The 25,779-nt window shown below is 68.9% G+C and carries 19 protein-coding genes and 1 pseudogene; 11 read left to right on the top strand and 9 right to left on the bottom strand.

What is annotated here, in order from left to right; genetic code table 11:
* Positions 1-49 precede the first annotated feature (49 nt).
* From AC3CF1_RS08110 to AC3CF1_RS08095, 4 genes and pseudogenes are all read left to right on the top strand, one after another.
* Entirely contained in the window at positions 50-1,492 is a 1,443-nt protein-coding gene (locus AC3CF1_RS08110; protein ID WP_328533879.1) for a lipase family protein, read from the top strand.
* Between the two features lie 221 nt (positions 1,493-1,713).
* A pseudogene (locus AC3CF1_RS08105) lies at positions 1,714-2,942 on the top strand (cytochrome P450); the annotation flags it as partial.
* Between the two features lie 21 nt (positions 2,943-2,963).
* On the top strand, positions 2,964-3,098 hold the full coding sequence (locus tag AC3CF1_RS08100) for a hypothetical protein (protein ID WP_488452158.1): 135 nt from the start codon (positions 2,964-2,966) through the stop codon (positions 3,096-3,098).
* Positions 3,095-3,322, top strand: coding sequence for a ferredoxin (locus AC3CF1_RS08095; protein ID WP_141910165.1), 228 nt, complete (start codon positions 3,095-3,097; stop codon positions 3,320-3,322). Before AC3CF1_RS08100 ends, AC3CF1_RS08095 begins: the two co-directional genes overlap by 4 nt.
* Positions 3,323-3,581: 259 nt before the next feature.
* Here the strand turns inward: AC3CF1_RS08095 and AC3CF1_RS08090 are convergent, their stop codons facing one another.
* The 4 genes from AC3CF1_RS08090 to AC3CF1_RS08075 form a co-directional block, all read right to left on the bottom strand.
* Positions 3,582-5,255 (bottom strand): PP2C family protein-serine/threonine phosphatase, encoded by a 1,674-nt coding sequence (locus AC3CF1_RS08090; RefSeq protein ID WP_354981013.1) that lies wholly within the window; start codon positions 5,253-5,255, stop codon positions 3,582-3,584.
* 544 nt (positions 5,256-5,799) lie between these two features.
* The gene (locus AC3CF1_RS08085) at positions 5,800-7,107 is read right to left on the bottom strand and encodes an MFS transporter (protein ID WP_167493757.1); all 1,308 of its coding nucleotides are present in this window, start codon (positions 7,105-7,107) and stop codon (positions 5,800-5,802) included.
* Positions 7,108-7,204: 97 nt separating this feature from the next.
* Positions 7,205-7,726, bottom strand: a complete 522-nt coding sequence (locus tag AC3CF1_RS08080) for a GNAT family N-acetyltransferase (RefSeq protein WP_088951644.1) — start codon at positions 7,724-7,726, stop codon at positions 7,205-7,207.
* A gap of 302 nt (positions 7,727-8,028) precedes the next feature.
* On the bottom strand, positions 8,029-8,568 hold the full coding sequence (locus AC3CF1_RS08075; RefSeq protein WP_197699663.1) for a hypothetical protein: 540 nt from the start codon (positions 8,566-8,568) through the stop codon (positions 8,029-8,031).
* 18 nt (positions 8,569-8,586) lie between these two features.
* Between AC3CF1_RS08075 and AC3CF1_RS08070 the strand changes: the two genes are divergently transcribed.
* Entirely contained in the window at positions 8,587-8,709 is a 123-nt protein-coding gene (locus AC3CF1_RS08070) for a hypothetical protein (RefSeq protein ID WP_328533882.1), read from the top strand.
* Positions 8,710-8,714: 5 nt separating this feature from the next.
* Here AC3CF1_RS08070 and AC3CF1_RS08065 read toward each other — a convergent pair whose 3' ends face one another.
* The 4 genes from AC3CF1_RS08065 to AC3CF1_RS08050 form a co-directional block, all read right to left on the bottom strand.
* Positions 8,715-9,269 carry a hypothetical protein gene (locus tag AC3CF1_RS08065; protein WP_124861729.1) on the bottom strand — a complete coding sequence of 185 codons (555 nt, stop codon included), beginning with the start codon at positions 9,267-9,269 and terminating at the stop codon, positions 8,715-8,717.
* Complete coding sequence (locus AC3CF1_RS08060; protein ID WP_088947546.1) at positions 9,266-9,598, bottom strand: helix-turn-helix domain-containing protein; 333 nt, start codon at positions 9,596-9,598, stop codon at positions 9,266-9,268. The genes AC3CF1_RS08065 and AC3CF1_RS08060 overlap by 4 nt, the downstream gene beginning before the upstream one ends.
* The gene (locus tag AC3CF1_RS08055) at positions 9,595-10,629 is read right to left on the bottom strand and encodes a tyrosine-type recombinase/integrase (protein ID WP_406085352.1); all 1,035 of its coding nucleotides are present in this window, start codon (positions 10,627-10,629) and stop codon (positions 9,595-9,597) included. Before AC3CF1_RS08055 ends, AC3CF1_RS08060 begins: the two co-directional genes overlap by 4 nt.
* A 1,335-nt stretch (positions 10,630-11,964) precedes the next feature.
* Positions 11,965-12,258 carry a DUF1330 domain-containing protein gene (locus AC3CF1_RS08050; protein WP_488449965.1) on the bottom strand — a complete coding sequence of 98 codons (294 nt, stop codon included), beginning with the start codon at positions 12,256-12,258 and terminating at the stop codon, positions 11,965-11,967.
* Between the two features lie 116 nt (positions 12,259-12,374).
* Here AC3CF1_RS08050 and AC3CF1_RS08045 point away from each other — a divergent pair, with 116 nt between their 5' ends.
* Positions 12,375-13,349, top strand: coding sequence for a LysR family transcriptional regulator (locus tag AC3CF1_RS08045; protein WP_488449964.1), 975 nt, complete (start codon positions 12,375-12,377; stop codon positions 13,347-13,349).
* A gap of 78 nt (positions 13,350-13,427) precedes the next feature.
* Here AC3CF1_RS08045 and AC3CF1_RS08040 read toward each other — a convergent pair whose 3' ends face one another.
* Positions 13,428-13,886, bottom strand: coding sequence for a carboxymuconolactone decarboxylase family protein (locus tag AC3CF1_RS08040; RefSeq protein WP_488449963.1), 459 nt, complete (start codon positions 13,884-13,886; stop codon positions 13,428-13,430).
* A gap of 87 nt (positions 13,887-13,973) precedes the next feature.
* Here AC3CF1_RS08040 and AC3CF1_RS08035 point away from each other — a divergent pair, with 87 nt between their 5' ends.
* The 5 genes from AC3CF1_RS08035 (at position 13,974) to eccCb (ending at position 25,779) form a co-directional block, all read left to right on the top strand.
* A complete protein-coding gene (locus tag AC3CF1_RS08035; RefSeq protein WP_488449962.1) occupies positions 13,974-14,849 on the top strand; it encodes a sigma-70 family RNA polymerase sigma factor in 876 nt (291 codons plus the stop codon).
* Positions 14,850-15,461: 612 nt separating this feature from the next.
* Positions 15,462-18,020 carry a M20/M25/M40 family metallo-hydrolase gene (locus tag AC3CF1_RS08030; protein WP_488449961.1) on the top strand — a complete coding sequence of 853 codons (2,559 nt, stop codon included), beginning with the start codon at positions 15,462-15,464 and terminating at the stop codon, positions 18,018-18,020.
* 310 nt (positions 18,021-18,330) lie between these two features.
* Positions 18,331-19,104 carry a golvesin C-terminal-like domain-containing protein gene (locus tag AC3CF1_RS08025; protein WP_328373178.1) on the top strand — a complete coding sequence of 258 codons (774 nt, stop codon included), beginning with the start codon at positions 18,331-18,333 and terminating at the stop codon, positions 19,102-19,104.
* Positions 19,094-21,784, top strand: coding sequence for a right-handed parallel beta-helix repeat-containing protein (locus AC3CF1_RS08020; protein ID WP_488449960.1), 2,691 nt, complete (start codon positions 19,094-19,096; stop codon positions 21,782-21,784). The genes AC3CF1_RS08025 and AC3CF1_RS08020 overlap by 11 nt, the downstream gene beginning before the upstream one ends.
* A gap of 8 nt (positions 21,785-21,792) precedes the next feature.
* Positions 21,793-25,779: a type VII secretion protein EccCb gene (gene eccCb / locus AC3CF1_RS08015; RefSeq protein ID WP_488449959.1), complete on the top strand. Its 3,987-nt coding sequence runs from the start codon at positions 21,793-21,795 to the stop codon at positions 25,777-25,779.

Raw genomic sequence — 25,779 nt, 5'->3', positions numbered from 1 at the left:
CTTGTCGGTACCAGTTTCTGCGCTGCTGGTTGCGCCCGTCGCTCGAATCGTGGACGCCGTAGTGATAAGACGCCCCTCTGGAGGTTCTCGGTTCTCCCGGTTACCGTCCGGTAACCGCCGCTCGCGCATTGATGCAGCCAAGTCCGCGGCGACACGAGAAAGGGCGTACATGTCGTTACGCACCCGCGTTTCCGCCACGCTGCTCGCCGGAACCCTCGCCAGCGTCGGCCTCGGGGCGATCCCCGCTCAGGCCGATACCTCGCGCGGCATCACCATCCCCGCCTTCTACACGCCGCCGGCCAACCTACCGGCAGCCAACGGAGGGCTGATCCGCACCGAACCGCTCAATCTGGCCCTGAACCTGCCGGGTATCAACTCCAGCATGCCGGGCAGCGCCACCCGGATCATGTACAAGTCCACCGACTCCACCGGCAGCCCGGTCGCCGTCACTGGCGCCTACCTCGAACCCGCCGCACCCTGGCTGGGGATGGGACCGAGGCCGCTGGTGGTCCTCGCGCCGGGCACGATGGGCCAGGGCGACCAGTGCTCCACATCGCTGGCCCTGCAGCGGGGTCTCATCCTGGGGATCGGCAAGGAACAGAGCACCGTCTCGGTCGGCTACGAGATCCTCGCCATGTACCGGCTCCTCGCCAAGGGCATCGCGGTCGTGCAGACCGACTACGTCGGACTCGGCACGACCGACCGGCTGCATACCTACGTCAACCGGATCGACAGCGGCCACGCCGTACTCGACGCCGCGCGGGCGGCCAAGGCGCTCCCGAACACCAAAATCACCGCACAGGCGCCCGTAGGCCTCTACGGCTACAGCCAGGGCGGCGGTGCAGTCGCCTCAGCAGCCGAACTCCAGGCGACCTACGCGCCCGACGTCGCACTCAAGGCCACCTACGCGGGCGCCCCGCCGGCCAACCTGGTCGACGTGACCGCCGCAATCGACGGCAGTGAACTACTGGGTGCGCTCGGTTGGTCGGTGAACGGCTTCCTGCAGGCGAAGCCGGAAATTCGGCCACTGTTCGATCGGTACCTCAGCGACAACGGCCGCGCCGCGCTCCACGACATGTCAACCATGTGCGTCGGCGACGCGATCATCACGTACGCCGGAACACGCTCCTCGACCTGGACCACCAACGGCGAGTCCGTGGCCGAGATCATCGGAGCCGAACCCGTCCTGCGTGTGTTCATCAACGACCAACTCCTCGGCACACGTAAGCCCACCGGCATCGTGCGCGTCGCCACCGGTGTCAACGACAATCTCGTGCCGCACGCACAGGCACGCACGATGGCCGTCGACTGGTGCGGCCTCGGCGGCAAGGTCGTCTACGACCCGATCAACCTGCCCAAGGGCAGCAGCGCGCTGCTCAACCACTTTGGGCCTCTGCTCACCGACCAGTCCACGGCCGTGGACTGGCTTACCCACCGCCTGGCCGGCTGGCCGGCTGTCTCCAACTGCCCCATCCTGCCCCTGCTGCCGTAGCGGAGCGATCGACGCCCAGCGCCGAAAATCCGACGCGGGGGTGCTCAACAGCCAAGAACGCGAGCAGGACCCCGCGGTTCTGCTCGCGTTCCGCACCGCGAGATCGTGACCGACCGAACCACGGCAGCCGTCCTGCCGAGGTGCCCGCCTGAACGCCGTACCCGCCGATCAGGCGTATCCGTCACGAGAACGCTGTCGTGTCCGGACGCGGACCGGCGCCCATGGCGATCATCGATGTCTTCCCGCTACGATCCGATTTCGAAAGATTACTGAGCGTCAGTGTGTGCTGTCCGCAAGGCTTGGCCGCTGGCCACCCGGCGCCGCTGTGCACGTGGCACCGGCCTGAGGATCACGCCGCCTCGACGAAGGGAATCCGGATGACGGAGAGCGCGCAGACCACCGAGGGCCGAACCGTTCCGCCCGCGCGGCCGTACCCGTTCGGTGTGCCCGACCGCCTCGTCGTGGATCCGACCTATGGCGAGCTGCGCGAGAACGAGCCGATGACCCGGGTGAAGCTCCCCTACGGCGAGGAGGCATGGCTCGCCACCCGGTACGAGGACGTCCGTACCGTCCTCGGCGACGTGCGGTTCGGCCGCGCCCCGGCCGTCCAGCGCGACGAGCCCAGGCTCACCCCGCGTCAGCAGTACAGCGGCATGCTGACCATGGATCCGCCCGATCACACTCGGCTGCGCCGGCTGGTGGCGAAGGCGTTCACGGCACGTCGGGTAGAGGCGCTGCGACCCCGAACCCAGGAGATCGCCGACGCGCTGGTCGACAACATGGTCCGGCTCGGTCCTCCGGCCGACCTGGTGGAGCACGTCGCCACGCCGCTGCCGATCCAGGTGATCTGCGAGCTGCTCGGGGTCCCGTACGCCGACCGGGACCGCTTCCACGTCTGGTCCGAGGCGATCGTCTCGACCACCTCCCTGCCCTTGGAAACGATCCAGGAGTACCTGAACAATCTCTGGGGCTACATCGGTGATCTGGTCGCCGAGCGCCGCCGCGAGCCGGGGATCGACGACCTGCTCGGCGCGTTGGTGCGGGCCCGCGACGAGAATCAGGATCGGCTCAGCGAGACCGAGCTGGTGGAGCTGGCCGGAGGGCTGCTCGCGGCAGGCCACGAGACCACGGTGACTCAGATCCCCAACTTCGTCTACGTCCTGCTGCACAACCCGGACCAGCTCGCTCGGCTGCGGGCCGACCCGTCGCTGGTGCCGGCCGCGGTCGAGGAACTGTTGCGGTACGTGCCGCTCGGCGTCGGCTCCTCCTTCGCCCGGTACGCCAAGGAGGACGTCGAGGTCGGCGGGGTGCTGGTCCGGCAGGTGAGCCGGTTCTCGGCTCACTGTCATCGGCGAATCGGGACGGTACCGTCTTCGCCGACCCGGACCGGCTGGATCTCGACCGCGAGCAGAACCCGCACCTGGGCTTCGGGCACGGCGTACACCACTGCGTCGGCGCGCAGCTTGCCCGCATGGAGTTGCAGGTCGCCGTCGCCACCCTCGTGACCCGCCTGCCCGGATTGCGGCTCGCCGTACCGGAAGCCGAGCTGGACTGGAAGCGGGGCATGTTGGTGCGGGGCCTGCTCGGCATGCCGGTGGCCTGGTGAGTACGACGTGGCGGATCGGGGTGGACTCGCGCCGCTGCATCGGCACGAGCGTCTGCGCCGGTACCGCTCCCGAGCACTTCCGCCTGGTTGGCGGCCTGTCCGCGCCGCTGGCCGACGTCGTCGCCCCGGCCGAGGTCGTCCTCGATGCCGCCGACTCGTGTCCGGTGGAGGCGATCACGGTCCGCGACGCCACCGACGACCGGCTGATCGCGCCGCAGGAGTGACCGGAAATCGAGCCCCCCGTCTGCTCCCACGAGCTGGGCAGGCGCGGAAGTTCCGCGGATCAGCGACCAGGTGGGAGTAGTCGTAGCCCTTGTCGGCGTGCAGTCAGTCCGGGCGCCGGCGGCCACGGCGGGAAGGGACGGCGGGGATGGCCTGGACCAGCGATCCCAGACGCCAACCTCGCCTTCGTCGATACCGGGGCGATCGCATCTCGTGCGGGGCCATGTGCACCACGGTCGCGGTGCGGCGGGCGACTGAACGTCACGCGCTGTGGTCGGGGGCGAGATCGCGCGGCAGGATTGCCGGGCCTGCTTCAGTTGGTCGTGGACCGTTCTCGGGGTACGCGTGGACGACTGCGAGAACGATGTCGTCTTCGGTGGTGTAGCCGAAGTGATCGAGCAGGAGGTCACACACCTGTTCGGCGGTGTAGTTCTGCCGGTTGCCCAGCAGGGTGACGAGATCGGCGATTCCCTCATCGATGCCCGTGGCGCGTCGCTCGACCAGACCGTCGGTGTAGAACACGACGGTGGAGCCGGGTTTCAGAATGGCCGTGTGGTCGTGACGGTCCACCTTCAGGCGGGTGCCGAGCAACGGCTCTGGTGTGGCGTTCAGGACCTCCGCACGGCCGTCGGGCTGGAGTAGAACCGGCGGCGGGTGACCGGCGTTGGACCATCGCAGCGTGCGTAGACCCTGCTCGGCGTCACAGGCGTCCTGCTCCACCTGGGCGAGGATCGCAGTCGCGTAGACGTTGACGGCCAAACCGGACATCGCCGCGTCCAGGGCGCTCAGGACCTTGGCGGGGGGCTGCTGCAGCGTGTACCCGATGCCGCGGGCCAGGTTGCGGACCTGTGCCATCGCGGCCGCGGAGTGCCGGTCGTGGCCGGTGACGTCACCCACGACAACGGTCAGGCACCCGTTGGGCAGGAGGAAGGCGTCGTACCAGTCGCCGCCGACCTGAGCCTGCTCCGCGGCCGGCTGGTAGCGCATCGCGACCTGTAGGTGATCTGGTTGGACGGGTGTGGTGAGCAGGCTGCGCTGCAGTGCCTCGGACATGTCGCGTTCCAGCGCAGCGGCGCGGCGTTCGTTCTGGCGAGCGGCGATGCGAGCCAGGCTCTGCTCAAGGGTCGCGCTGATCAGTTCGAGGAATTCCTGGAACGCGGTGTTCACCGGCAGGAACGGGCTCAGGTGCACCGTCAGGACACCATCCTGCGCGGGGTCGCCGGTGCTGAGCCAGATGGACACCGCCCGCTCGTCGCCGAGCGCCGTGAGGTCGATGTCTCGCCGGGCCGCCCCGCCGACCGTACCCACAGCGGTGGTGGTCGGTGTGCCGGGTAGAAAGATGTCAACGAAGGTCAGGTCCCCGATGTCTTCCCGCAACACAGGCAACGCCCGGTCCAGCAGGGTCTGCGAGTTGTCCACATCCGCGAGTTGGCTGACGAGGCGCCTGAGCATGGAGAGCCTGCGATGCGCGACAACCTGCCCGGTGGTCTCGGAGACGATGTCGAGCACACCCTCGATCTGGTTGTCCTCACCCGCGACAGCGGAATAGGAGAACGTGAAGTATGTCTCTTCGAGCGCGTTGTGGCGCTGGATGAGAAGTCGGAAGTTCTCGATCCACACGGTGCCCTGACCGGCAGCCACCGCCCCCAGGAGCTCTTCGATGTCCTCCCAGACCTCCGGGAAGACCTCCTGCGCGGGCTGGCCCAGCGCCGTTGGGTGCTTCTCGGCCAGAATCGGCACGTACGCCTCGTTGTACAGCAACACGAACTGCGGACCCCACAACAGGGTGGCGGCGGCCCGGGAGCGGACCACCAGATTCACCGCAGCGCGCAGGGCAGGGCTCCACGACGTCACCGGACCCAACGGGGTGGCAGCCCAGTCGACCTGCCGGTACGCGTCCCGCAACACCCCGGCGGCCTCGAACGGATCATTCACGACCGCATTCAACCTGAGCCCGCCCCACCGTCGTTGACTGCACCTACCTGCGAGTATTACGAAGCGCTGAGGAACGGGTACAGGCCGGTCATCTCCAGGACCCGCCGCACGTGGCCCGTCGCGTTCGTGATCACGAACGGCAGACCCCGCTCCTGCGCTGCGGCTGCGGCGTGCCCTGCCAAGAGGCTCCCGAGTGCCGAGGAAGGTGCGACTCCTTCGACGTCAGCAGCCCGCAAGCCCAGGTGCGGCAGCCGGGCGAGCATCCCGCCAGGGTACGACACGAAAGCAGGTGGCTACCCGCTCGCCTACGATGTGTACCGCCCTCCACCCGGAGCCACCGAACTGGCAACGAACTCGCCACAACACGCCACGCCACCGGCAACCATTCGACCCTGCGGCCACGACGAGTACCTGATCCTCGACGTGTCCGATGAGACCTGCCTTGCTAAGACGCGGTGGTGGCGGCACGCGCAACGTAGGTAGCGGTAACTGGCAAGATCGCGTATTCGTTTGGTTCGAGTGCCCGATTGCGAAGGAAGATCCGTCACAGCATGTGATTGAACGGCTGGTCTGGTGCTCGCTTAGGTGTGTTTGCGGGTGGCGGTTCTTCGGCTCGCCTAGATCGATGATCGAGCGGGGGCGGAATCGAGCGGGGAGCGACGGTTGAGTTTGTGGTGGGTTCGGCCGTGGCTTCGGAGTGTCGGTGACTCGACTGGGTCGGCAGTACCGCCAGCGCGATCAGTGCGCCGAGTAGGCCCGTCGCGGTGAAGCCCCAGGCTGGCGCGGTGGCATCGATCACTGCCCCGGCCAGCGGGGCGCCGAGCGCCACTCCCACCACCATCGCCGAGCCGTGCAGGCCCATCGCCTCACCCCGCACGCTCGCTGGCACCAGCCGACTCACCGCGTCGGCGGTGGCCGCCACGGTTGGCGCGGTGAAGGCTCCGGACGGCAGCAGCATCAGGGCCAGCAGCCACCACTGGCCGCTGCCCAGGCCGATCGGAATGGTGACCAGACCGAGGATCAGGGTGAGGATCAGCGACGGCAGCGAGCGGGACAGCGCGCCGTAGGTGAAGCCGCCGATCAAGGAGCACGAGGCCCAGAGCGCTAGCACCACGCCGGTCCAGTCGACCTGGCCAGCGTCACGCAGCATCGCAACCACTGACACATCGATGCCGGCGATCACCAGTGTGCTGGCCGCGCCACCGGCGAGCAGCCCGATCAGCCGTGGGGTCAGCCACTGCCGGCGGGGCAGTGCCCGTGCCGGCGTCGTCTCCTCGTCCCGGGCCCGGGTCGGCGGGTTGAGCACCAGCAGGGTGAGTCCGGCCAGCACGATGCCGCCGCCGACGCCGTACATGGTCAGGGTGGGCGAGACACTGGTGGCCAGGGCCACCGCCCCCGCAGGCCCGATCATGAAGCTGAGTTCGACCGACATCGAGTCCAGCGCGTACGCCTGACGGCGCTCAGTCGGCGGGACCAGCGCGGCGATCGACTGCCGGACCACGGAGAAGACCGGGAGGGTGAGCAACCCGCCGACGAACGCGGCGCTGAGCAGCACCGGGTACGGCAGGACCGGCGCCGTCGCCCAGAACAGCGCCGAGACCGCTGTGGTCAGCAGCAGCATCGGCCGCAGGCCACGCCGGTCGACCAGCCGGCCGAGCAGTGGCGCGCCGAGCGCCGAACCGACCGTCATCGCAGCCCCCACCAGCCCGGCGGCGAAAAAGCCGCGGCCTAGATCGAGGACGTGCAGCGTCATCACCACGGCGGTGGCCGCCACCGGCACCCGGGCCAGGATCGCGACCAGCAGCAGAGGCCGCAACCCCGGCAGCGCGAGCGCGTCCCGGTACGGCTTCACATCCAACACGGTCCGCACCTCCCGGACCGCCCTGGCCTAAGACGAGTAGTTCCTAGATTCGGCTTCGGCCGGGTTGCCGTGGGGTACGCGTGACCTATCACCGATCTAAGGCGATCCAGTAGCGCCTCACTGGACCGTGCTCGGTGTCGCGGATGCCCTCGAGGACGCCGCCGTTGTGTTCGATCGTCCGGGCCGACGCGATGTTGTCGGCCAGACAAGGGATGAGGACGCGATCTAGGCCCAGGACGACGCGAGCCTCCGCGAGCATCTCGCCGAGTGCCCAACTCGCCAATCCTCGGCGGCGCGCGGACGGCCGCACGCCGTAGCCGATCTGGCCGATTTCGTCGTCGAACTTGTGCCGGAGGGCGATTCCCCCGAGGACGTGGCCGTTCTCGACGATCCACCGGGGTGAGCCGTGCTGTTCGTCCGGGCACGGATCGCCGGCCGGATGGGCCATTCGGACCCGCTCGCGCACCCAAGCAGCGAAGCCTGCGGGCGAGTCCACATCGTCGTCGGCCCCCAGGCCGAAGCCGTCCTCGTGGAGGCCAGGGCCCCAGTCGTCGCGGCAATCCAAGAACGCGGCGTGCAGGCGGATAGTCGGCAGAATCAACTCGGGCATGCGGTCACGGTATTCAAAGCCGGACCGCTGAACGAGCCGCGTCTTACCAGCATTGATCATCCCCAGGAGGCGAGTCAGCTCCATAAAGTCCACGTGCTTCGACAGCTACCAGGAGGCGCCGTGCCGGCCTACTGGGCGATGTCAGCCCGGTCAAGGACGCAACCCAGACGAGGAACGCTAGGAACTCAGTAAGCCCCACGGGCGGCGATTTTGTGACTTGGGTCATATTTCAGCTGGCCGCAACGAATCGTCCGACTCGCCGCTCGCATGCGTAGTGACGGGCAGGTGGCTGATCTTCCCCGTCACTGAGTGTTGCGGTTGGCGGGGTAGCGGCTCCAGGTCGCGCCGGCGTTGGCGTGTTGGCGGGTCGTGGTGGTCTGGTGGAACCCGAGCGCGTCGGCGATGACCGGTGCGGGCGCCTGCAGCACGAGTTGGCGGAGCGCTGAGATTCGGGCCTCACCGAGCGGGAATCCCGACCCGCGCAGTCGGCGGTGCAGGGTGGCGTAGGCGACGGGTTGGTCGGGCAGGCGGCCGGGGAACAGCCACTGACTCCCGCTGCCGCCTTCGTCGACCAGGCGGTGAAGCAGGTGCGCGGCCGGGTTTGGTAGAGGGCTCGGCGGGTCGCCCAGGCGCAGGTGTGGGGTGCCGTCAATGGTGAGCAGGTCGTCGCGGGTGAGCCGGTGTATTCGGCTGAGTGGTTGGGCGTAGAGCAGTATCAGCACGGCTGCGACCCGCGCTGGTAGCGCCACGGCGTCGTCGGTGAGGTAGTGGCGGAGTAGTTCGAGCCGGCGCTGCTGGGTGATCGTGGTGCCGGGTTTGAACGTGACCTGGTGGACGACCAAGCCGCAGGGGAGGTGCCCATGCGAGGTGGCCCAGGTGAGGAAGCCGCGTACCCGGTAGCGCTGGTGGACGCGGTGGGCGGCGTACCAGGTGTCGAGTTGGGACTGGGTGAGCGCGGCCGGTTCGATGCCGTTGTCGTGTAGCCAGGTCAGGAAGAGTTGGGCCTGGGTGAACTGCTGGGTGGCGTAGGGCTTCGCGGTAGAGCGCAGCGGCCGGCTGGCTGCCGTGGCCCGCAGCCGGGGGAGTTGATGCCAGAGCGCGTATTGGCGAAGTACCTGCTCGTGAGGTGCTCGCTGAGTTGGGCAAGACGGTGGCGCAGCCAGGACTCGATGTCGGCCAGGCTCGGGTCGACCGGGGGCAGGATGCCGTAGGCGATCAGCCGGTGGCGCAGGTGGCGGGCGGCGCCCGGGCGTGGCCAGGTGGAGAGCCCGTCGTGGCTGAGCGGGACGCGGCCCGTTGCGAGTGCGGTCAGCAGTTCGGCGGCCTGGGGTTTGTAGAGCCACAGCCTTGACGTGGACAGGTTCGGGGCGTTGCGTAGCGCGGTCGCCAGCGGTCGCAGTGCGGGACGGATGTGGCCGGTGCCGTCGTCGAGTAGCAGGGTGATGCGCCGGTTGAGCTTGCAGGCCGGACAGAGCGGTCGCCGGCCGGGGCGGCCCGGCGGCACGGTACCGCAGTCACCGCACACGATCTCCGTGCCGGTCATGGTCTGGAGCGCAGTGTCGCCCGCTTGGGGCGGATCGCCTGCGGGTTCCCGGTGGCGGGCTCGCCAACCGCGGCGATGCGCCGGGGTGCGAGGTTCTCGGCGCTGGTGGTGATCAGGCACGCAGGGGTGGTGTCGAAGATGTCGCACAGCGCGGCGAGAACCGCCAGCGACAGCCGCTCGGGCGTGCCGGATACCAAGCGGTGCACCTGGGACGCGGACAGGGTGATCCCGCGCTCGGAGAGCAGCGGCACCAGTTCGGTGGTGGCGAACATGTGGTGCTCGGCCATGACCTGTCGCAGTCGCCACTGGTAGGTGACTTGGCGTTTCATCCGGTCGCTCCAGGGAGGGCTTGGCCCATGGTCTGGTCCAACGCGGCTCGCAGCGTGCGGGTGCGGAAGTCGGAGGAGACGCAGGTGTAGATCGAGGTGGTGGAGGCGTGTTCGTGGCCGGCCTGTTGCTGCACGAACAGCGGATCCCAGCCGGCCTCGATCAGATGTGTGACGTAGGAGCGGCGCAGCGAGTGGAAGTCCAGACCTGGACCGAGGCCGAGCGCGTTGCGGTAGGTGGTGAGTTGGCTGTTGATCCGTTGCAGGCCGATGCGGTCGCGGCGCTCGGACGGCCACAAGGCCGGGTTGCCATCGTGGGCCAGCAGCGGGCGCACCTCGGTGATCCACTGCCGCAGGATGTCCTCGCCCCACGGCCAGATGGTCAGGACGCTGCGCCGTTTCGGCGCGGAGCCGGCCATGGCCTTGCCGTGCCGCACGTGGCAGACGCCGAGATCACCGAACTCGGGGGCGTGCGGGTTGGTGCTGAAGTCGACGACGTCGAGCATCCGGGCCTCGTTGCGGCGTAGCCCGTAGGCGTATGCGGTCTTCAGCAGCGTCGCGTCCCGGAACGCCGGTAGCCAACCCTTGCGGCCGGCGCCGCGGATCCGCATGACCTGCTCGTCGGCATGGTCGAACAGCGCCTGGAGTTCGTCGACGGTGAACGCGCGTTTGCGGGGATCGGACTCGTTGCTCTGCACGTGCACCGCGGTGTTCCACTCGTGGCAGACCTGCACCGGGTGTGAGCCGAACCGTCGCTGGCACTCGCCCGCCCAGCCATAGGCCGGGTCGGTGAGGTACTCGCAGAACAGCCGCACGGCCTCCTGGTAGCCGCGCAGCGTTGAGCGGGCCAGCCCGCGCACCGCCCGCAGGTCGGTGCTCCACTCGTCGATCATTTGCGGCAGCCACTGCCACGGGTAGCTGTTGACGTGCTCGGCGAACGCCCGGATCACCCGCAGCCGCGCCGCGATCGTGGCCAACGACAGGTTCCGCGCCGTCTGCTGGGCCTGCCAGCCGTCGAGCATCGCCTCGAACACCTGCTCTTCTGGCCGTAGCAGCGCCACCCCGGAGACCACGTGGATGCCGGCCGCGCCCTTGATCGTCACGCTCGGTGTAACGGACGAGGGTCGCATTGGATGCGACTTTCCCGCACCAGATGCGGTCGCCTCGGAAACCTCCAGGTCATCGGCCTGACTCGCTAGGCGAGGACCCATGCCCTTCGATGCCGAACTTGCGCAACCAACCGATCAGCGTAAACGTTGTCCGCTCAGTAGGGCCCCCGCTTGAAGCGCGCGCCAACAGTCGCCTATTCGCATCTGATCGAACAGGCGGCGGATCCGGCGAGATATGGGGCAGCGGCTACCGATGTCGTCGCGGGCGGTGGAAGCCAGGGTGGGCGTATGGCCTTTTCGCCGTCGTTCGCCCTCACCCGGGCCGAGGACCAGCTCGTGTTGCAGGTGTCGGTCAGCAACCTGCAGCCGCAACTGCGCCCCGGCCCACCGACCGGTTACGACCTGAAGCTGGTGGCCGGCGCTGCCCAGGGACACCTGTGGGTGCAGTTCCCCCGCAACAACTCCTGGAGAACGCCGCCCGGGGCGCCAGCCCGCGACTGGTGCAGACCAAGCCGATCTTCACGCCACCCAGCGACGTGGTGCTCATGGTGCGCCCGTCGGACGGCCCGATCAGCCGGTACCTCGAGGATCATCGCCACCGGAACGCCGGGGGAGTGGACGACCTCCTGAGCCTGACGCGGTTTGACGGACATCCGAAACCTGGCTCTGAGAGCCCCCGGGAGCGCGCTGAGATCGCGGTGCCGACCCTGCTCGCGATACGGCCTCACCTCGCGCCGAATGCCGTCGTCTTGGCTATCTGGGCTGCTTCGTCTACACGCGCTCCCGACCCGCACCGTGGCGGCCGCTTGGAGGGTCGCACCGGCAATCGGAGCCGGCGAGGGCGCCGTCAACGCCAACAGCACAGGATGCCTCGCCGCCCACCTGTTCGCGACCCACGGTCAGCGGCATCGAAGTCGAGTAAGGGCACATCGCGGCCGCCCCTCGTTGGTCTTCGTCACCGCAACCGCCACCACGGAAGGCATTTCCGCAAGGGTCGGCGGAATGGCAACGATCCGATCCAGTCCCAACGGCACGGCAACCGGAGATGCACCGTAGGTCGCCATCGCAGCAACGCTCCTGAGATGACCTCCACCGACTCTTGAGCCGGTCGCCGATGTCCCTGCGGTCACCCGTTGATATCCCGTACCCCCTCAATCTCGGCGAACGTCTCACGCAGACTGCGATACGACCGTTTTCAGGTCAACACGCTCTCGTGCCGCGAGCAGGTGACGGCTGCTCAGCGATGGCTGGGCCTGTCGGTCAGTCGATGCCTTCGATGATGCGGAAGTCGCGTTCGACGCCGTCGGGGAGGGCCACCAGCGCCTTTTGGTATGCCTCGCTCTGGTATGCCGCGACGGCCTGTTCAAAGCTGTCGAACTCGATCAGAACGACGCGTTGCGTGATTCCGGCTTCGTGGGCAACGACTCGACCGCCACGGGACAGGGTGCGTCCGCCCCCAGCCTGGACAGCCGGACGGGCCAGCTTGGTGTAGGCAGTCAGCCTCTCGGGGTCGGAAATGGCGGGGTAGACACTGACCCAGTAGCCCTTAGCCATGGAAGCCTTCTGTGTTCGACCGGACACGTCCGACTTCGAACTGGGACTCAGATCGATCGACTCGGGCGGTGGGTACTGCGGTCAATTGAATCCTCATGTGCGCAGGTTAGGGCTCGATGTGCGATCGAGGGAAAGACCGGTACGGGATAGACTCAGAACGGATCGTTATCAATCGGCAGGGAGGGCGCGTGGCGGCGGATACGGTGAGCCTGCGTTACTTCCTGGTGCTGGCAGAGGAGTTGAACTTCACCCGTGCGGCCGCACGGATCGGTATCGCACAGCCCGCACTCAGCGCCCGGATGCGCCGATTGGAGGCGGAACTCGGTACGGCCCTGCTGGTTCGCAACACGCGTAGCGTCGTATTGACGACGGCCGGCGCGGCTTTGGCCGAGTCCGCGCCTCCCGCGCTGGCGGCACTGGACCGGGCATGGGACACCGCCCGGAGCGCGGCGGCCGGTGAACTGGGCAGGCTGCGCATCGGATACAGCCTCAGCGCCGGGGCCGAGACGGCACCGGCCCTGGTGGACAGGCTGATTCGCGGCAACAGCGGACTCGAGGTCGGCGCCGTCCCGATGGCGACACCGGAGATCACCCCCGCGGTCGCCGACGGCCGCATCGATGCCGGGATCACCCGCGGTGAACAGCCGGGGCGTGGCGTGCGCCGGTTCCTGCTGCGGCGTGCGCGCGTCGGGGTCCAGCTGGCGCAGCACCATCCGCTGGCCGAACACTCGGAGATCGAGATCGCCGACGCGGCCGCGTATCCGCTGCGACTCCCGGACCGTTCGACCAACCCCGCGATCCACGATCAGCTGTCCGCACTGTTCCGGGACACCCGACCACATCCCCGATTCCACACGCCCGCAGTTCATTTCGACATGTCGCAGCGCGACCTGCGCGACGGGGTCACCCTTGCCCCGGCCGGAGAAGCCGCGGTCACGGCACAACCGGCCGGTCTCACCTGGCGACCACTGCGCGGCGCGCCCAGCATGACGATCCACCTGGTCCTCCCACGCGAGCAGTCGCCGCTACACCTCCGAATCCGTGCCGTCGCCAAAGCCCTGGCGCACGAGCTGCACTGGCTGCCGGGCTGACGCGCAAAGGGTGAAGCGAAACGGACGCCTGCGGTGGCGAGGCCGAAGATTCTGCGCCCGGCGGTCGGTCGCCGAGGCTCAGCCCCAGGTCTGGCCGGCCGGTTCCTCGATGGTGCGGTTGATCCGGTTGAAGAAGTTGGTCAGTGCGATCTCCAGGTTGATCGCACCGATCTGCTCCTCAGTGAAATGGGTGTTCACCTCTTCCCAGATCTCGTCGGTGACCCCCTCCGCGCCGTCCTGCAGCCGGGTGGCGGCCTCGGCCAGCGCCAGTGCCGCGCGCTCCGCATCGGTGTAAAACGGCGCCTCACGCCACGCCGCTACGTTGTGCAGCCGCTCGTCGGTATCACCGGCCTTCTTTCCACTGGCGACACTGGCGTAGACGCACGCCGAGCAGCTGTTGATCTGGCTGGCGCGCAGATGGACCAGCGCGAGCAGCTTCGGGTCGACGCCCCCGGCGGCGATCGCCTTCTGCAGGTGCCCGACCGCCTTCCACACGTCGGGGTTGATGGCGTTCTTGTTCTTCAGTCGGTTCTGCATGGCAGGATGCTCTCCTTGCTCGGGGTTACCTCGCGGGGCTGGTGCCCGTCACCCCTATGACGGAGCAGCTTCCAGGGAGGTAACACCATGTCCGGCAACCATCCCGCCGACCCGATCGCCGAGGCCTTCGAGGCGCACCGCGGCCGGCTCACAGCCGTCGCCTACCGCGTACTCGGCTCGCATGCCGACGCCGACGACGCGGTCCAGGAGGCGTGGCTGCGTCTCTCCCGCCAAGACACCGACACCATCCACAACCTCGGCGGCTGGCTGACCACCGTGGTCGGCCGCATCAGCCTTGATCTCCTACGCTCGGGCCGCACGCGCCCCACAGTCCCACTCGACGACCATCTGCCCGAATTCGCCGTGACGCTCGACGATGGTCCGGCTGCGGACGAGCTTGTGGCGTTGGGTGACTCGGTGGGCCTGGCGCTGATGACGGTCCTGGACTCGCTGCGCCCTGACGAGCGCCTGGCGTTCGTGCTGCACGACGTGTTCGCCGTTCCCCACGGAGAGATCGGCACCATCCTCGGCAGGTCCACCGACGCGACCAAGATCCTCACCAGCCGCGCCCGCCAGAAGGTGCAGGCCGCCAGGCAGTCCGCGAGCGATCGACAGCAGCAACGCGAGGTCGTCGATGCGTTCTTGGCAGCGGCCCGCGAGGGCCAGTTCGAGCGGCTGCTGGAGGTTCTCCACCCCGACGTGAAGTTCACCGTCCACACCCAGGACGGCCAGTTCGTCACGCTCGGAGCCACCAATGTCGCCACCCGCGCCCAGGTAGGGGGCGGTGCTGCACGAGGACACGCAGCGACCGTCAACGGCCGCCCCGGCGTTGTCTCCTGGGACGAGAACGGCACCCCGCTGTCCCTGCTCGCCTTCACCGTCGCCGATGGCCACATCACCGAGATCACCGCTGTGAACGACCCGGCCAAGCTCGCGCTCATCGACCTGCCAGACCCAGTGTGAGCTCGACGAGGCCGGACACTCGTCAAGCGGCTCGGTGGGGGCGTCCTCGCGCCGGCGGTCTGGCTATGCCGGCCTGATGGAGGCCGTACGCGAGGCGGGCCACCGGCTGCGGCTGTGCTGACGGCACCGGCGGATTCTCAGATGATCCTCAAGATATCCCACCCGGAGGGCCACTGGCGGCACGGCTGGTGTGTGCTGTCGCTACTGATCTTCCCCCTGTTCTGGAGTTTTCATGAGAGATAGACCGACTTTAACCTTGTCCGTCCTGCTCGCCGTGACCCTCGTGGCGACCGTTGCGCCCCCGGCAAGCGCGTCCCCGACCAGCTCCGGCGAAAAGCGCTTCCAGCCGAGTGTCACCTACGACCTGTCGGTGACCGACGCCGAGCGCGACGTGATCCACGCGGAAGTCGAGGCGTTGGCTGGACGCGTCAGCAGCGCGCGGGCGGGGGACGGCACCTACAACCCGCTCAGTCTGGTCGGGGCGATGCTCGACGGGTCGAGCTACGACTCCATCTCCCGGGTGGCACGGCCGCGACGGAGTACCCCTTCCCGGTCAGCAACACCGAAGCCAACCAGAACGAGTACGACCGCAAGGTCGCCAAGCTCGCCTGGGTGGTCAAGCTGGCCACTGACCTGGGTTTCCCGGTGGTCGTCCAACGCCAAGCCGACAAGTACGTCTACGCGGAGATCGGTGACCCGGACGCCCCGGAAATGGTCATGGCGTTGAGTCACCTCGACTCGCCGACGTCTTCCGTTTCGCCGGCGCAGCTGGCGCGCTGGCGGGACGCCGACGGCAACCTCGGCACTCCTGGTGCCTACCACTCGCCCTATGTGCAGGACGGCTGGGTCTACGGGGCGGGCATTCAGGACGACAGCGGTCCGACGCTGGCGACGCTGCTCGCGGCCAAGGCTCTGCTCAAGGCGGGGTTGCCCCTCGACCGACGCATCCGCATCGTCATGGGAATCTACGAAGACGGCGGTCCCGGCACGCCCACGGCGGCGAACACCGCCAACTTCCAGTCCATCCCGTACAACTCGAACCCGAGCTTCTACGACAACTGGGCCTACAAGAACCTGAATCGGGAAGAAACCCCGATCGCGGCCTACACCTCCGACTCGCGGTTCCCGGTCATCGTCGGCAACTCCGGATCGGTGACCCCGGCGGTGTCGATGAGCTTGTCCGCGGACAGCGCCAAGGCCTTCCGGCTGACGGATGCCACAGCTGGCGTCACCCTGCGCGAAGGCGACCCGACGCTCAAGGACATCGCCTACGGCAGCACCACGCAGATCGCCTCGCGGGCGATCTTCACCCTCGACGTGGCGGGGGCCGGCTCCGCTGAGCGCGACCGGTTCGTGTCGGCGATCGTCGCCGCCGCGACCACGAAGGGTTGGCTCCCGGCTGCTTCCGGCACCACGCCCAAGGTTCAGACCACGATCAGCGGCGACTCGCTGACGCTGGAGATCAACACCGATGTGGCGATGGAGATGCCGACCCCGCAGTACGGCAAGAACGCCGTCGTGTGGGGGATGTTCCTCCTCTCCAAGGGGCTCGGCTCCTTGGGTGACACGGCCGCCGACATGCAGTTGAAGAAGGCCGCCGACGGCATCGCCGACCTGTTCTTCCGCGACGGTGTCGAAGGCGAGGCCTACATCGGGAAGTACATGGGCATCCCGGCGAACCTGTTGCGCAACGCGAGCAACGGCACGCCGAACCTGACCTTCGCCCTCATGGGAAACATCAATTCGGAGACCCCGACGCGCTTCTACACGGACGCCTCCGGCAGCCTCAGCATGCCGATGTACGTGCGCAGCATGCACCTCAACGCGGCTGACTCCGGCCAGGCGACGACGGCGGTCACGGACGCCTTCCAGTCGAAGGGGTTCATCATCGGCAGCCTTGGCTCGCCCATCGGCGCCGGGTTGTACGTCACTCACGACAACCCGCTGACGGCTCTTCAGTTCGGGAGCTACCAGGCCTCCATCGACCACAGCCCGCAGGAGTTCGCGGATCCGTATTCCCTCCGGGACGTGGTGTACCCACAGGGCACGACCGGTGGCACGCTGGCCAGCAACTTCCGCAACAAGATGACTGCCTTCGGCGCCGTCATCCCGGGTAACGAGCGCTGGTGGCACACGGCCAACGAGCGGATGAAGGTCGACTCGGCAGTGCAGATGACCAAGATCATGGCCGACGGCATGGTGGAGATGGCCCGCTACTCCGGGCCCGCCGGCGCCAAGTTCATGTGGGCGGACATGCCGGGGCTGAACGCCGACCGCGCGGACCTCGACCTGCTCGACGTCACGATCGGAACCTACAAGGACGCGTCGCCGGCTGTCGGCGCGAACCAGTTGGGCAACCAGGCCCTGCTCGGCGCCACCTCGTTCAACATCCCGATGTGGAACGGGCGCGGCAACACGGCCCCGACGCAGGCGGCCTTCGCACTGGGCCACGAGCCGGGAGGGGTCTACCTGCCCCTGAACGACGCCGAGTACCTGAACAACTCGTACGTGGCGCCGATGCGTCTGGAGTTCAAGGTGGAGCGCCCCGACCACATGTCGGACGCGGCCTGGGCGAAGTTCGTCGCCGGGGGCTACGGCGGCTTCCAGTTCAACATCCTCGTCGGCGGCGAGGTTGTGCCGCTGGCCGTTCCCGCAGGGCAGAGCGCGGACAAGTACTTCTCCTCGCGCATCTCGGCCACCAACCCCAACGCCATCTACCTGTCGGTCAACCTCGCGGTCACCGATGCGCCGTACGCCGGGGTGAAGCCCGTCCTCGCGGATTCCAAGACGGACCTGTACAAGCTCAACCCGACGTACCTGGCCTCCAACCCGGATCCGTTCCCGGGGCGCGGCGCCGTCGAACAGCGGGGCTTCTTCGTGTTCGGTGATGGGCAGAAGAACGCGGAGTTCTCGTCACCCGACGCCGTCTACGTGACGGTCGCCAACGCGGCCGTCGACGCGAAGCCGTCGGCGGTGGTCAAGAAGCTGAAGGGCAACACCAACGAGTTGACCATCACGGTGAAGCAGACCCGTATCGACGGCAGCGAGTCTGCTGTGACGGGCACGTTCACCATCAACAACAACGCTGCTGGCACTTACACCGTCGGCGATTACAAGGTGTACGTCGACACCAAGGGCAACACCCAGGTGCGGTCGATCTCCATCGTGTGACGCCTGTGACGCGGAAGTTCAGCACGCACCAGAGGGCGCGCGCGGTGGCACGACGCCTCGATTCGGGGTAAGTGCCAACGGGGTGCGAGGCGCATTGACAACGGAGTGGAGCCATTACCGTCGGTAATGGCTCCACTCCGTTGCGCGTCACTGCGCGGGCTGGTACGCCAGCCGTTGGAGCCTTCGCTGCTTGACCCTGCCACGCGGGTGGACCGGCACATGTCCCCTGTTCGCGGGGCTTGGCCGCGTCCCCGCAGCGTGCGCGATGATCCGGGTCAGCTACACACCGGCAAGCCGAGCGCGGAGCAGCATGACTGGGGCAACGAGAACTGAACATCCGGCCGGGCCGGACGTCGAGCACCGGGCGTCCGAGGAGCTCAGCCGGCGCGGCCAGTTCGTCCGGGCCTTCGTCGAACACGCGGCCGAGCGCCCGGCGAGTGAGCGGAGGACCGTCCGGCTGCCGACGCTGATCACCGTGACCGCGCTGGTGGCTGTGGGCGCCGTCGTCGTCGGGGTGTTCTGGCACCTGGTCAAGCCGATGAGCCCCGCCCAGAAGGCGGCTTTCAAGGGCAAGGCACCGGCCAGCTCGGCCCCGCCGGTCGCGGGCTTCACCGGGGTTGCCGGCTGGGACTGCGAGGCGCGTGCCGACCGCGGGTTCGACGCCCAGGGCCGCACCGCGCAGTGGCGGACGATCGGCGCCGGCGGCTGGAAGCAGGACGGCTGCCGCGGCACGTTCCAGACGCTGCCCCTGCCCACCGCGGAGCAGACCCAGCCGCAGACGGCGACATGGTCGTTCAGCACCGGCGAGCGCATCACCTCCTGCAAGGTCAGCGTCTACGTGCCGGCGGTGCCCGGAACCACACTCGCCGACGGCGTCAAATACACGATCACCACCGGGACCTCCGGCACGCCGTACGCCAACTTCACCGTCGACCAGCGCAAGGCCGCCGGGACCTGGGTCGGCGTCGGGACCTTCCCGGTGCACCGCAACCAGATCGCCGTGCGGCTCGACGCGAAGGACGCCTCCGGGGCCAAGCAGGCGCGGATCGTCCTGGCCCAGGTGCGGGCGAACTGTGCGTCCTGAGGTGGCCGCGGCCAAGATCGAACGGGTCTCCACCCGGGCGTGGAGCCGGCACCGCACGATCGGTGCCGCCGTGCGCGCCGCCAAGCCGGGCACTGTCGTGGCGGTGGCGGCCGGCACCTACCGCGAGTGCCTCGTGCTGGACGGCACGGTCACCGTCATAGCCGAGAACGCGGACGGTCTGGTCGAGCTGGTCGCGGCCGAAGGACCCGCCCTGATGGTGCGCGCCGGCACGGTCACCGCGCGCGGCCTGACGATCCGCGGCGATGTCACAGTCACCTCCGGACACCTGAACCTGGAGGACAGCCGTGTCGCCGCCGGGTCGGTGCAGCTCACCGGCCGTGCCACGGCCCGGCTGACCGGCTGCTCGGTGGACGGCGCCGAGGGCGTCGCGGTGGGCGTGGCCGACGGGGCCAGGCTCGACGCCGAACGGCTGCGGGTCACGGGAGCGGCGGTGGCCGCTACCGGGTCGGCCGTGCTCACCCTTACCGACGCCGTGCTCACCGACACCCCGGGGGTCGCGGTCCGCCTCGCTGGGACCGCCTCGGCCGTGCTCACCGGTTGCGACATCGGCGGAGCCGCCGACGCCGGCATCGAGGTCCGCGACGCCAGCGTGTTGCGCCTGTCCGGCAGCCAGGTGCACGACGTCGGCGGCGACGGCGTCCGCGTGCTCGGCAACCTGCCTGGCGACCGCGCCTGGTGGGCGTCCGTGCGGCCCGGACGAGCCGACGACCACGAGATCGCCGAGCCGCCGGAGGGCACCGGCGTCGTCGTGCGTAACTGCGAGATCAGCCGCACCGGCGGAGCCGGGTTCGTCACCGGCGGCACGTCCGGCGCGCTGCTGGTGGACACCACCGTCAACCGGGCCGGCACCTCCGGGGTGCTGGCAACCCAGCACAGCCGGCTGGGCGTACGCAATTCCACAGTGACCGACAGCGTGCAGACCGGGCTCGCCCTTCTCGACGACGCCGAGGTTCGCTGGACCGGCGGCGCGCTGAGCACCGCTGCCGCCAACGGCGTCTTCGCGGTCGGCGCCAGCCGGCTGCTGATGCGCGACAGCGCCGTGACCAACTGCGGATTCACCGCCGTGCACCTGACCGGCGCGGCGGCGGTCACCCTGCTCGACGTCACCGTCGAGGGCACCTCCGAGCTGGGCGTGCGCGCCTCCGGTGCGGCAATCCTGCACGTGCGCGGCGGCCGGGTCGAGCGGGCCGAACTGGGCGGCATCCAGATCGACGAGACCGCCGACGCCCAGCTGCGCGGGCTGACCGTGGCCAGGTGCCACACCGGTGTACGGGTCGACACCCCGCACCGGCCGCTGCTGCAGGACTGCGTCATCCGCGACATCGCCCAGACCGGAGTGGAGATCGCGGCCGGTGCCGCGCCGGCGATCACGCGCACCGCCGTACGCGGCTGCGGCGCCGCCGGCATCTTCATCGATGTCGACGCCGAGCCGATGCTCGACGACTGCGAGGTCGCCGAGATCGGTGGCAGCGGGATAGCTGTCTGGACCGGCGCGCGCCCGTCAGTGCGGCGACTGACGGTCACCGACACGAAGAAGAACGGCATCTATTTCGGAGCGGGCGCCCACGGCAGCATCGCCGACTCGACGTTCTCGCGTACCGGATATCCCGCCATTTACATTGGCGACGACGCCGACCCGGCGTTCCACCGGTGTGCCGTACGCGAAACGGACGAGGACGTCAGCCAGGGCGACCGGGCGTCGGCGACATTCACCGAATGTCACAGCTCGGGGGTCGGCGCGGCGCGCTGGCCCTCGGTCGCCGTTCCGGCGGTGGGCGTTGCCCCGGCGACGGTCGCCACCTCGGCGGCCGGCTCCGCGCTCCAGCCCGACACCGTCGAGCTGCAGCCGCTGCTCGACCAACTCGACGAGCTGATCGGGCTCACCCGGGTCAAGCAGGACGTCGGGACGATGGTCAAACTGATGCACCTGGTGAAACGGCGCCGCGAGGCCGGCCTGGCGCCCCCGCCGATGTCCCGGCACCTGGTGTTCGCCGGCAACCCCGGCACCGGCAAGACGACCGTCGCCCGGCTCTACGGTCAACTGCTCGCCGCGCTGGGCATGCTCAGCAGCGGCCACCTCGTCGAGGTCGACCGCGGCATGCTCGTCGGCGAGTACGTCGGGCACACCGCACCCAAGACCCAGGCCGCGTTCGAGCGAGCGCTCGGCGGGGTGCTGTTCATCGACGAGGCGTACGCGCTGGTGCCCGAGGGACAGGGCAGCGACTTCGGCCGCGAGGCGATTTCCACGCTGGTCAAGCTCATGGAGGACCACCGCGAGGAGGTCGTCGTCATCGTGGCCGGCTACCCCGACCTGATGCGTCACTTCATCGCCGCCAACCCGGGCCTGTCGTCCCGGTTCTCGCGCACCCTGACCTTCGACGACTACTCCGAGGTCGACATGGCGCGGATCGTCGCGAAACAGGCCAAGGACCACGACTATCGGCTCTCCGACGGCGCCCAGGACCGACTGGCCGAGTTCTTCGCCACCATCGACCGCGGCGAAGGCTTCGGCAACGGCCGGTACGCGCGCAAGGTCTTCCAGGCGATGACCGAGCAGCACGCCGGGCGCATCAGCACCCTTGACGATCCCACCGACGAACAGCTCAGCACGCTGGAAGCCGCCGACCTGACCGACGTCGACTTCGACGTCCGAGGCTGAGGAGCCTGATGAGCCGCCTGGCCTTCCACCGCCCAGCCCGGATGCTGTTGCCGCAGCTGCCGGAGCAGACGGTGACCCTGCCCAGCCCGCCGGAACCGCCCACCGACAACCAGGCGAACTCCGCGTGGACGCTGATTCTGCCGCTGTTGAGCAGCGTCGGCATGTCCGCGTACATGATCACGTTTGGCAAACCCGCGCTGATCATCATTGGTGTGCTGTTCTTCGTGACCTCCGCAGGCGCGGTCATCGCGATGCGGATGCAGCAGCGCAGCACCAGCGGCCGCACCGCCCGCAAGCAGCGCATCCGCTACCGCCGGCACCTCGCGCTGGCCCGCGACCAGGCCCGCGAGGTCGCCCAGGCCCAGCGGACCGTCGCCGCCCTCGCCAACCCCGACCCGCAGCGGCTCTGGTCGATCAGCATCAACCGGCACCGCGTGTGGGAACGACGCCAGGACGACGCCGACTTCCTGCGGGTCCGGATCGGGCACGGGGCCGTACGGCTGGCCACCCCGATCGAGCTCGACCCCAAGATGGATCCGCTGGGCGACTACGACTGGGACTCCATGCAGGCGGCGCACCGCCTGATCGACCGGATGGGCCACCTCGACAACCAGCCGATGATCATCGACGTCGGCAACGCCGGAGTCATCAGCGTCGTCGGCGACCCGGCCCGCACCGACCTGCTCACCCGAGCCCTGCTGTGCCAGATTGCCGTCCTGCACGCCCCCGACGACGTCACCCTGGTGGTCGAGACCGCCAGCTCTGAACACTGGGAATGGACCAAGTGGTTGCCGCACACCTTCGAGCCGGACGCCCGCAGTGACAGCGGATCGGTGTCGCTGGTCGCCGAGGGCCCCGACGTCCTGACCACCTTCCTGCAGGCCGAACTCACCCAGCGCACCGAACTGCAGACCACCCGGCGTAATGGTTTCAGTGGCGATCGCCCCGCCGCCAAGCAGCGGCGGTTGGTCGTGCTCTTCACCGGATTCGCGCCGTTCTCCGAATGGGGCCGCTCCGACCTGATGGCCGCCCTGCTCGCCGGGGCCGGACCCCAGCTCGGCCTCACTCTGATCTTCTGCGGCGAACGGGAGTTGGACGAACCCAGCCGGGTCGACCTGCGGATCCGCTTCGACGACGCCGGACACGTGGTCACCGAAGGACGCCGCGATCTGGTCGTCACCCCGGCGCTGCGCTGTCGGCCCGACGACGTGTCGCCGTTGCTGGCCGAGCTCATCGCGCGCAACCTCGCGCCGCTGCGGCTCAGCGACGAACGCGAACAGGTCCTCACCCGCACCCGCTCGCTCAGCGAGATGATCCTCGGCACCGACCCCGGTCGCGGCGACGTCACCAGCCGATGGGTCACCGCCGGCGACCCGCGGATGCTGCGCGCGCCGATCGGGGTCGACGGCGACGGCCAGACCGTCGTGCTTGACATCAAGGAATCCGCGCAGGGCGGGTCCGGGCCGCACGGTCTGATCGTCGGCGCCACCGGCTCCGGCAAGAGCGAGTTGCTGCGTACGCTGGTCACCGGCCTCGCGCTGACCCACTCGCCGGAGCTTCTCAGCTTCGTCCTCATCGACTTCAAGGGCGGCGCGGCGTTCGCGCCGCTGCAGGGCCTGCCCCACGTCTCCGGGCTGATCACCAACCTCGCCGACGACGCCGCCATGATTGACCGGGTGCTCGCCGCCCTGATGGGCGAACAGCAGCGCCGTCAGCGGATCCTGCGTGACGCCGGCAACGTCGACACCGTCCGCGAATACCAGATTCGCCGCGCAGCCGGCGCCGCCGCACCCGACGGCACCCCGCTCGAACCGCTGCCCACGCTGCTCATCGTGGTCGACGAGTTCGGCGAGCTGCTCTCCGGGCGCCCCGAGTTCGCCGAGCTGTTCGTCCAGATCGGCCGGGTCGGACGCAGCCTCGGCATGCACCTGCTCATGGCCACCCAACGGCTCGAGGAGGGCAAGCTGCGCGGACTGGACTCACACCTGTCCTACCGGATCTGCCTGCGCACCTTCAGCGCCGCCGAGAGCCGAACGGTCATCGGCACCACCGACGCGTACAAACTCCCCCCGATCCCCGGCTCGGCGTACCTGAAAGTGGACGAGTCGATCTACCAGCGATTCCGCGTCGCCCACGTCTCCGCCCCCTACGTCAGCGCGGAGGAACGGTTCAGCGCCGGCCGCGGCGACGGCGCGCTGCTGCCGTTCGACCTGCGCACCTACACCTCGAACGTGCAGGAGCCCGACGAGTCGCAGCTCACCGCCCGGCCCGGCCCGACCGAGCTGAAGATCCTGGTGGACCGGCTGACCTCGGTCACCAGCCCGGCGCACCAGGTGTGGCTGCCGCCGCTGCCCGCCGCGCTCGCCCTCGACCACCTGATCGGCCGGCCCTCCGTCCAGGAGGAACGCGGCTACTCCGCCCACGTCTGGCCGCTGTCCGGGCGCCTCGCCGTGCCGATCGGCCTGCTCGACCTGCCAGTCAAACAGGACCAGGAAACGCTGGTCATGGACTTCGGCGGCACTCACGGGCACCTCGCCGCCGTCGGCGCGCCACGGACCGGGCGCAGCTCACTCCTGCGTACGATCATGCTCGCCGGAATGCTCACCCACACCCCCGAGGAGATGCGGTTCTACTGCATCGACTTCGGCGGCGGGACACTTCACCCGTACGCGGCGGCACCGCACGTCGGCACCGTCGCCGGTCGCGCCGAACCCGACCTGGTGAGCCGCACCTTCGCCGAGATGCGCGCACTGATCGTCGAACGGGAACGCACGATGCGCGCCAAGGGCATCGAGACCTTCGCTGACCTCGACGCCCCGCACGTCTTCCTGATGATCGACAACTGGGGTGCACTGCGCACAGAGTTCGAGGGCGCCGAAGCCGCGGTCAACGAGATCGCCGCGCGCGGCCTGGGCGCCGGAGTGCACCTGGTGCTCACCTCCGGGCGCTGGAACGACATCCGTCCCGCCCTGCGCGACAGCATCGGCACCCGCATGGAGCTGCGCCTCAACGACCCCAGCGAATCCGACGTCAACCGCCGCATCGCCGCTCGGGTGCCCGCCGGGGTGCCGGGCCGAGGCATCAGCGCACCGGGCATCTACTTCCAGCTCGTGCTGCCCCGCCTCGACGGCGTCGACTCCGCGGACGGGCTGCGCGAAGCCCAGGAGGACGTCATCGCCCGGATCGCCGAGCACTGGACCGGTCCTTCGGCACCCCCGATCCGGCTGCTGCCACAGCGCATCACCGTCACCGAGCTTCCCTCCCTGGCCGCCGCCACCCCCGAGACCGTGCCGATCGGCGTCGCCGAGAACGACCTGCGCACCGTCGGGCTCGACCTCACCACCGGCGACCCGCACTTCCTCATCTACGGCGACGCCGGATCCGGCAAGAGCACCTTCTTGCGTACGTGGCTGACCGGGCTCACCGAACGCATTTCCCCGTACGACATGCGGGTGGTCCTCTTCGACTACCGCCACTCGCTCATGGACGCCGTGGCACCCGAGCACCTCGGCGCGTACGCCGGTGACGCCGACAGCGCACGGGTCTACGTCCAGAGCGTCGTCGACAAACTCAAGGAACGGATCCCGCCGCCCGGCATCACCCCCGCCCAGCTCAAAGCCCGCGACTGGTGGGAAGGCACGGAAATCTACGTCGTCGTCGACGACTACGACCTGCTCGCCGGCGGCCCGCAGGCGGTGCTCGCCCCGCTCATACCGTTCGTCCCGCAGGCCCGCGAGGTCGGCCTGCACCTCGTCCTCGCCCGCCGGGTCGCCGGCATGGTCCGCTCCGGCATGTCCGACCAGCTCGCCAGCCGCATCCGCGACATGGGCTGCGGCGGCATCGTGCTCTCCGGCGACCACCGCGAAGGCGTCATCCTCGGCGACGAACGCGCCGCCCAGCGCCCGCCCGGTCGCGGCGTCCTGGTCCGGCGCGGCCACCCCAACCAGCTCATCCAGACCGCCGTTCCCGTGCCGGCGCTCGAACCCGTCAACTGA

This window comes from Micromonospora sp. MGP-C2, assembly GCF_057766525.1.
This window is presented reverse-complemented; position numbering and strand designations above follow the sequence as displayed.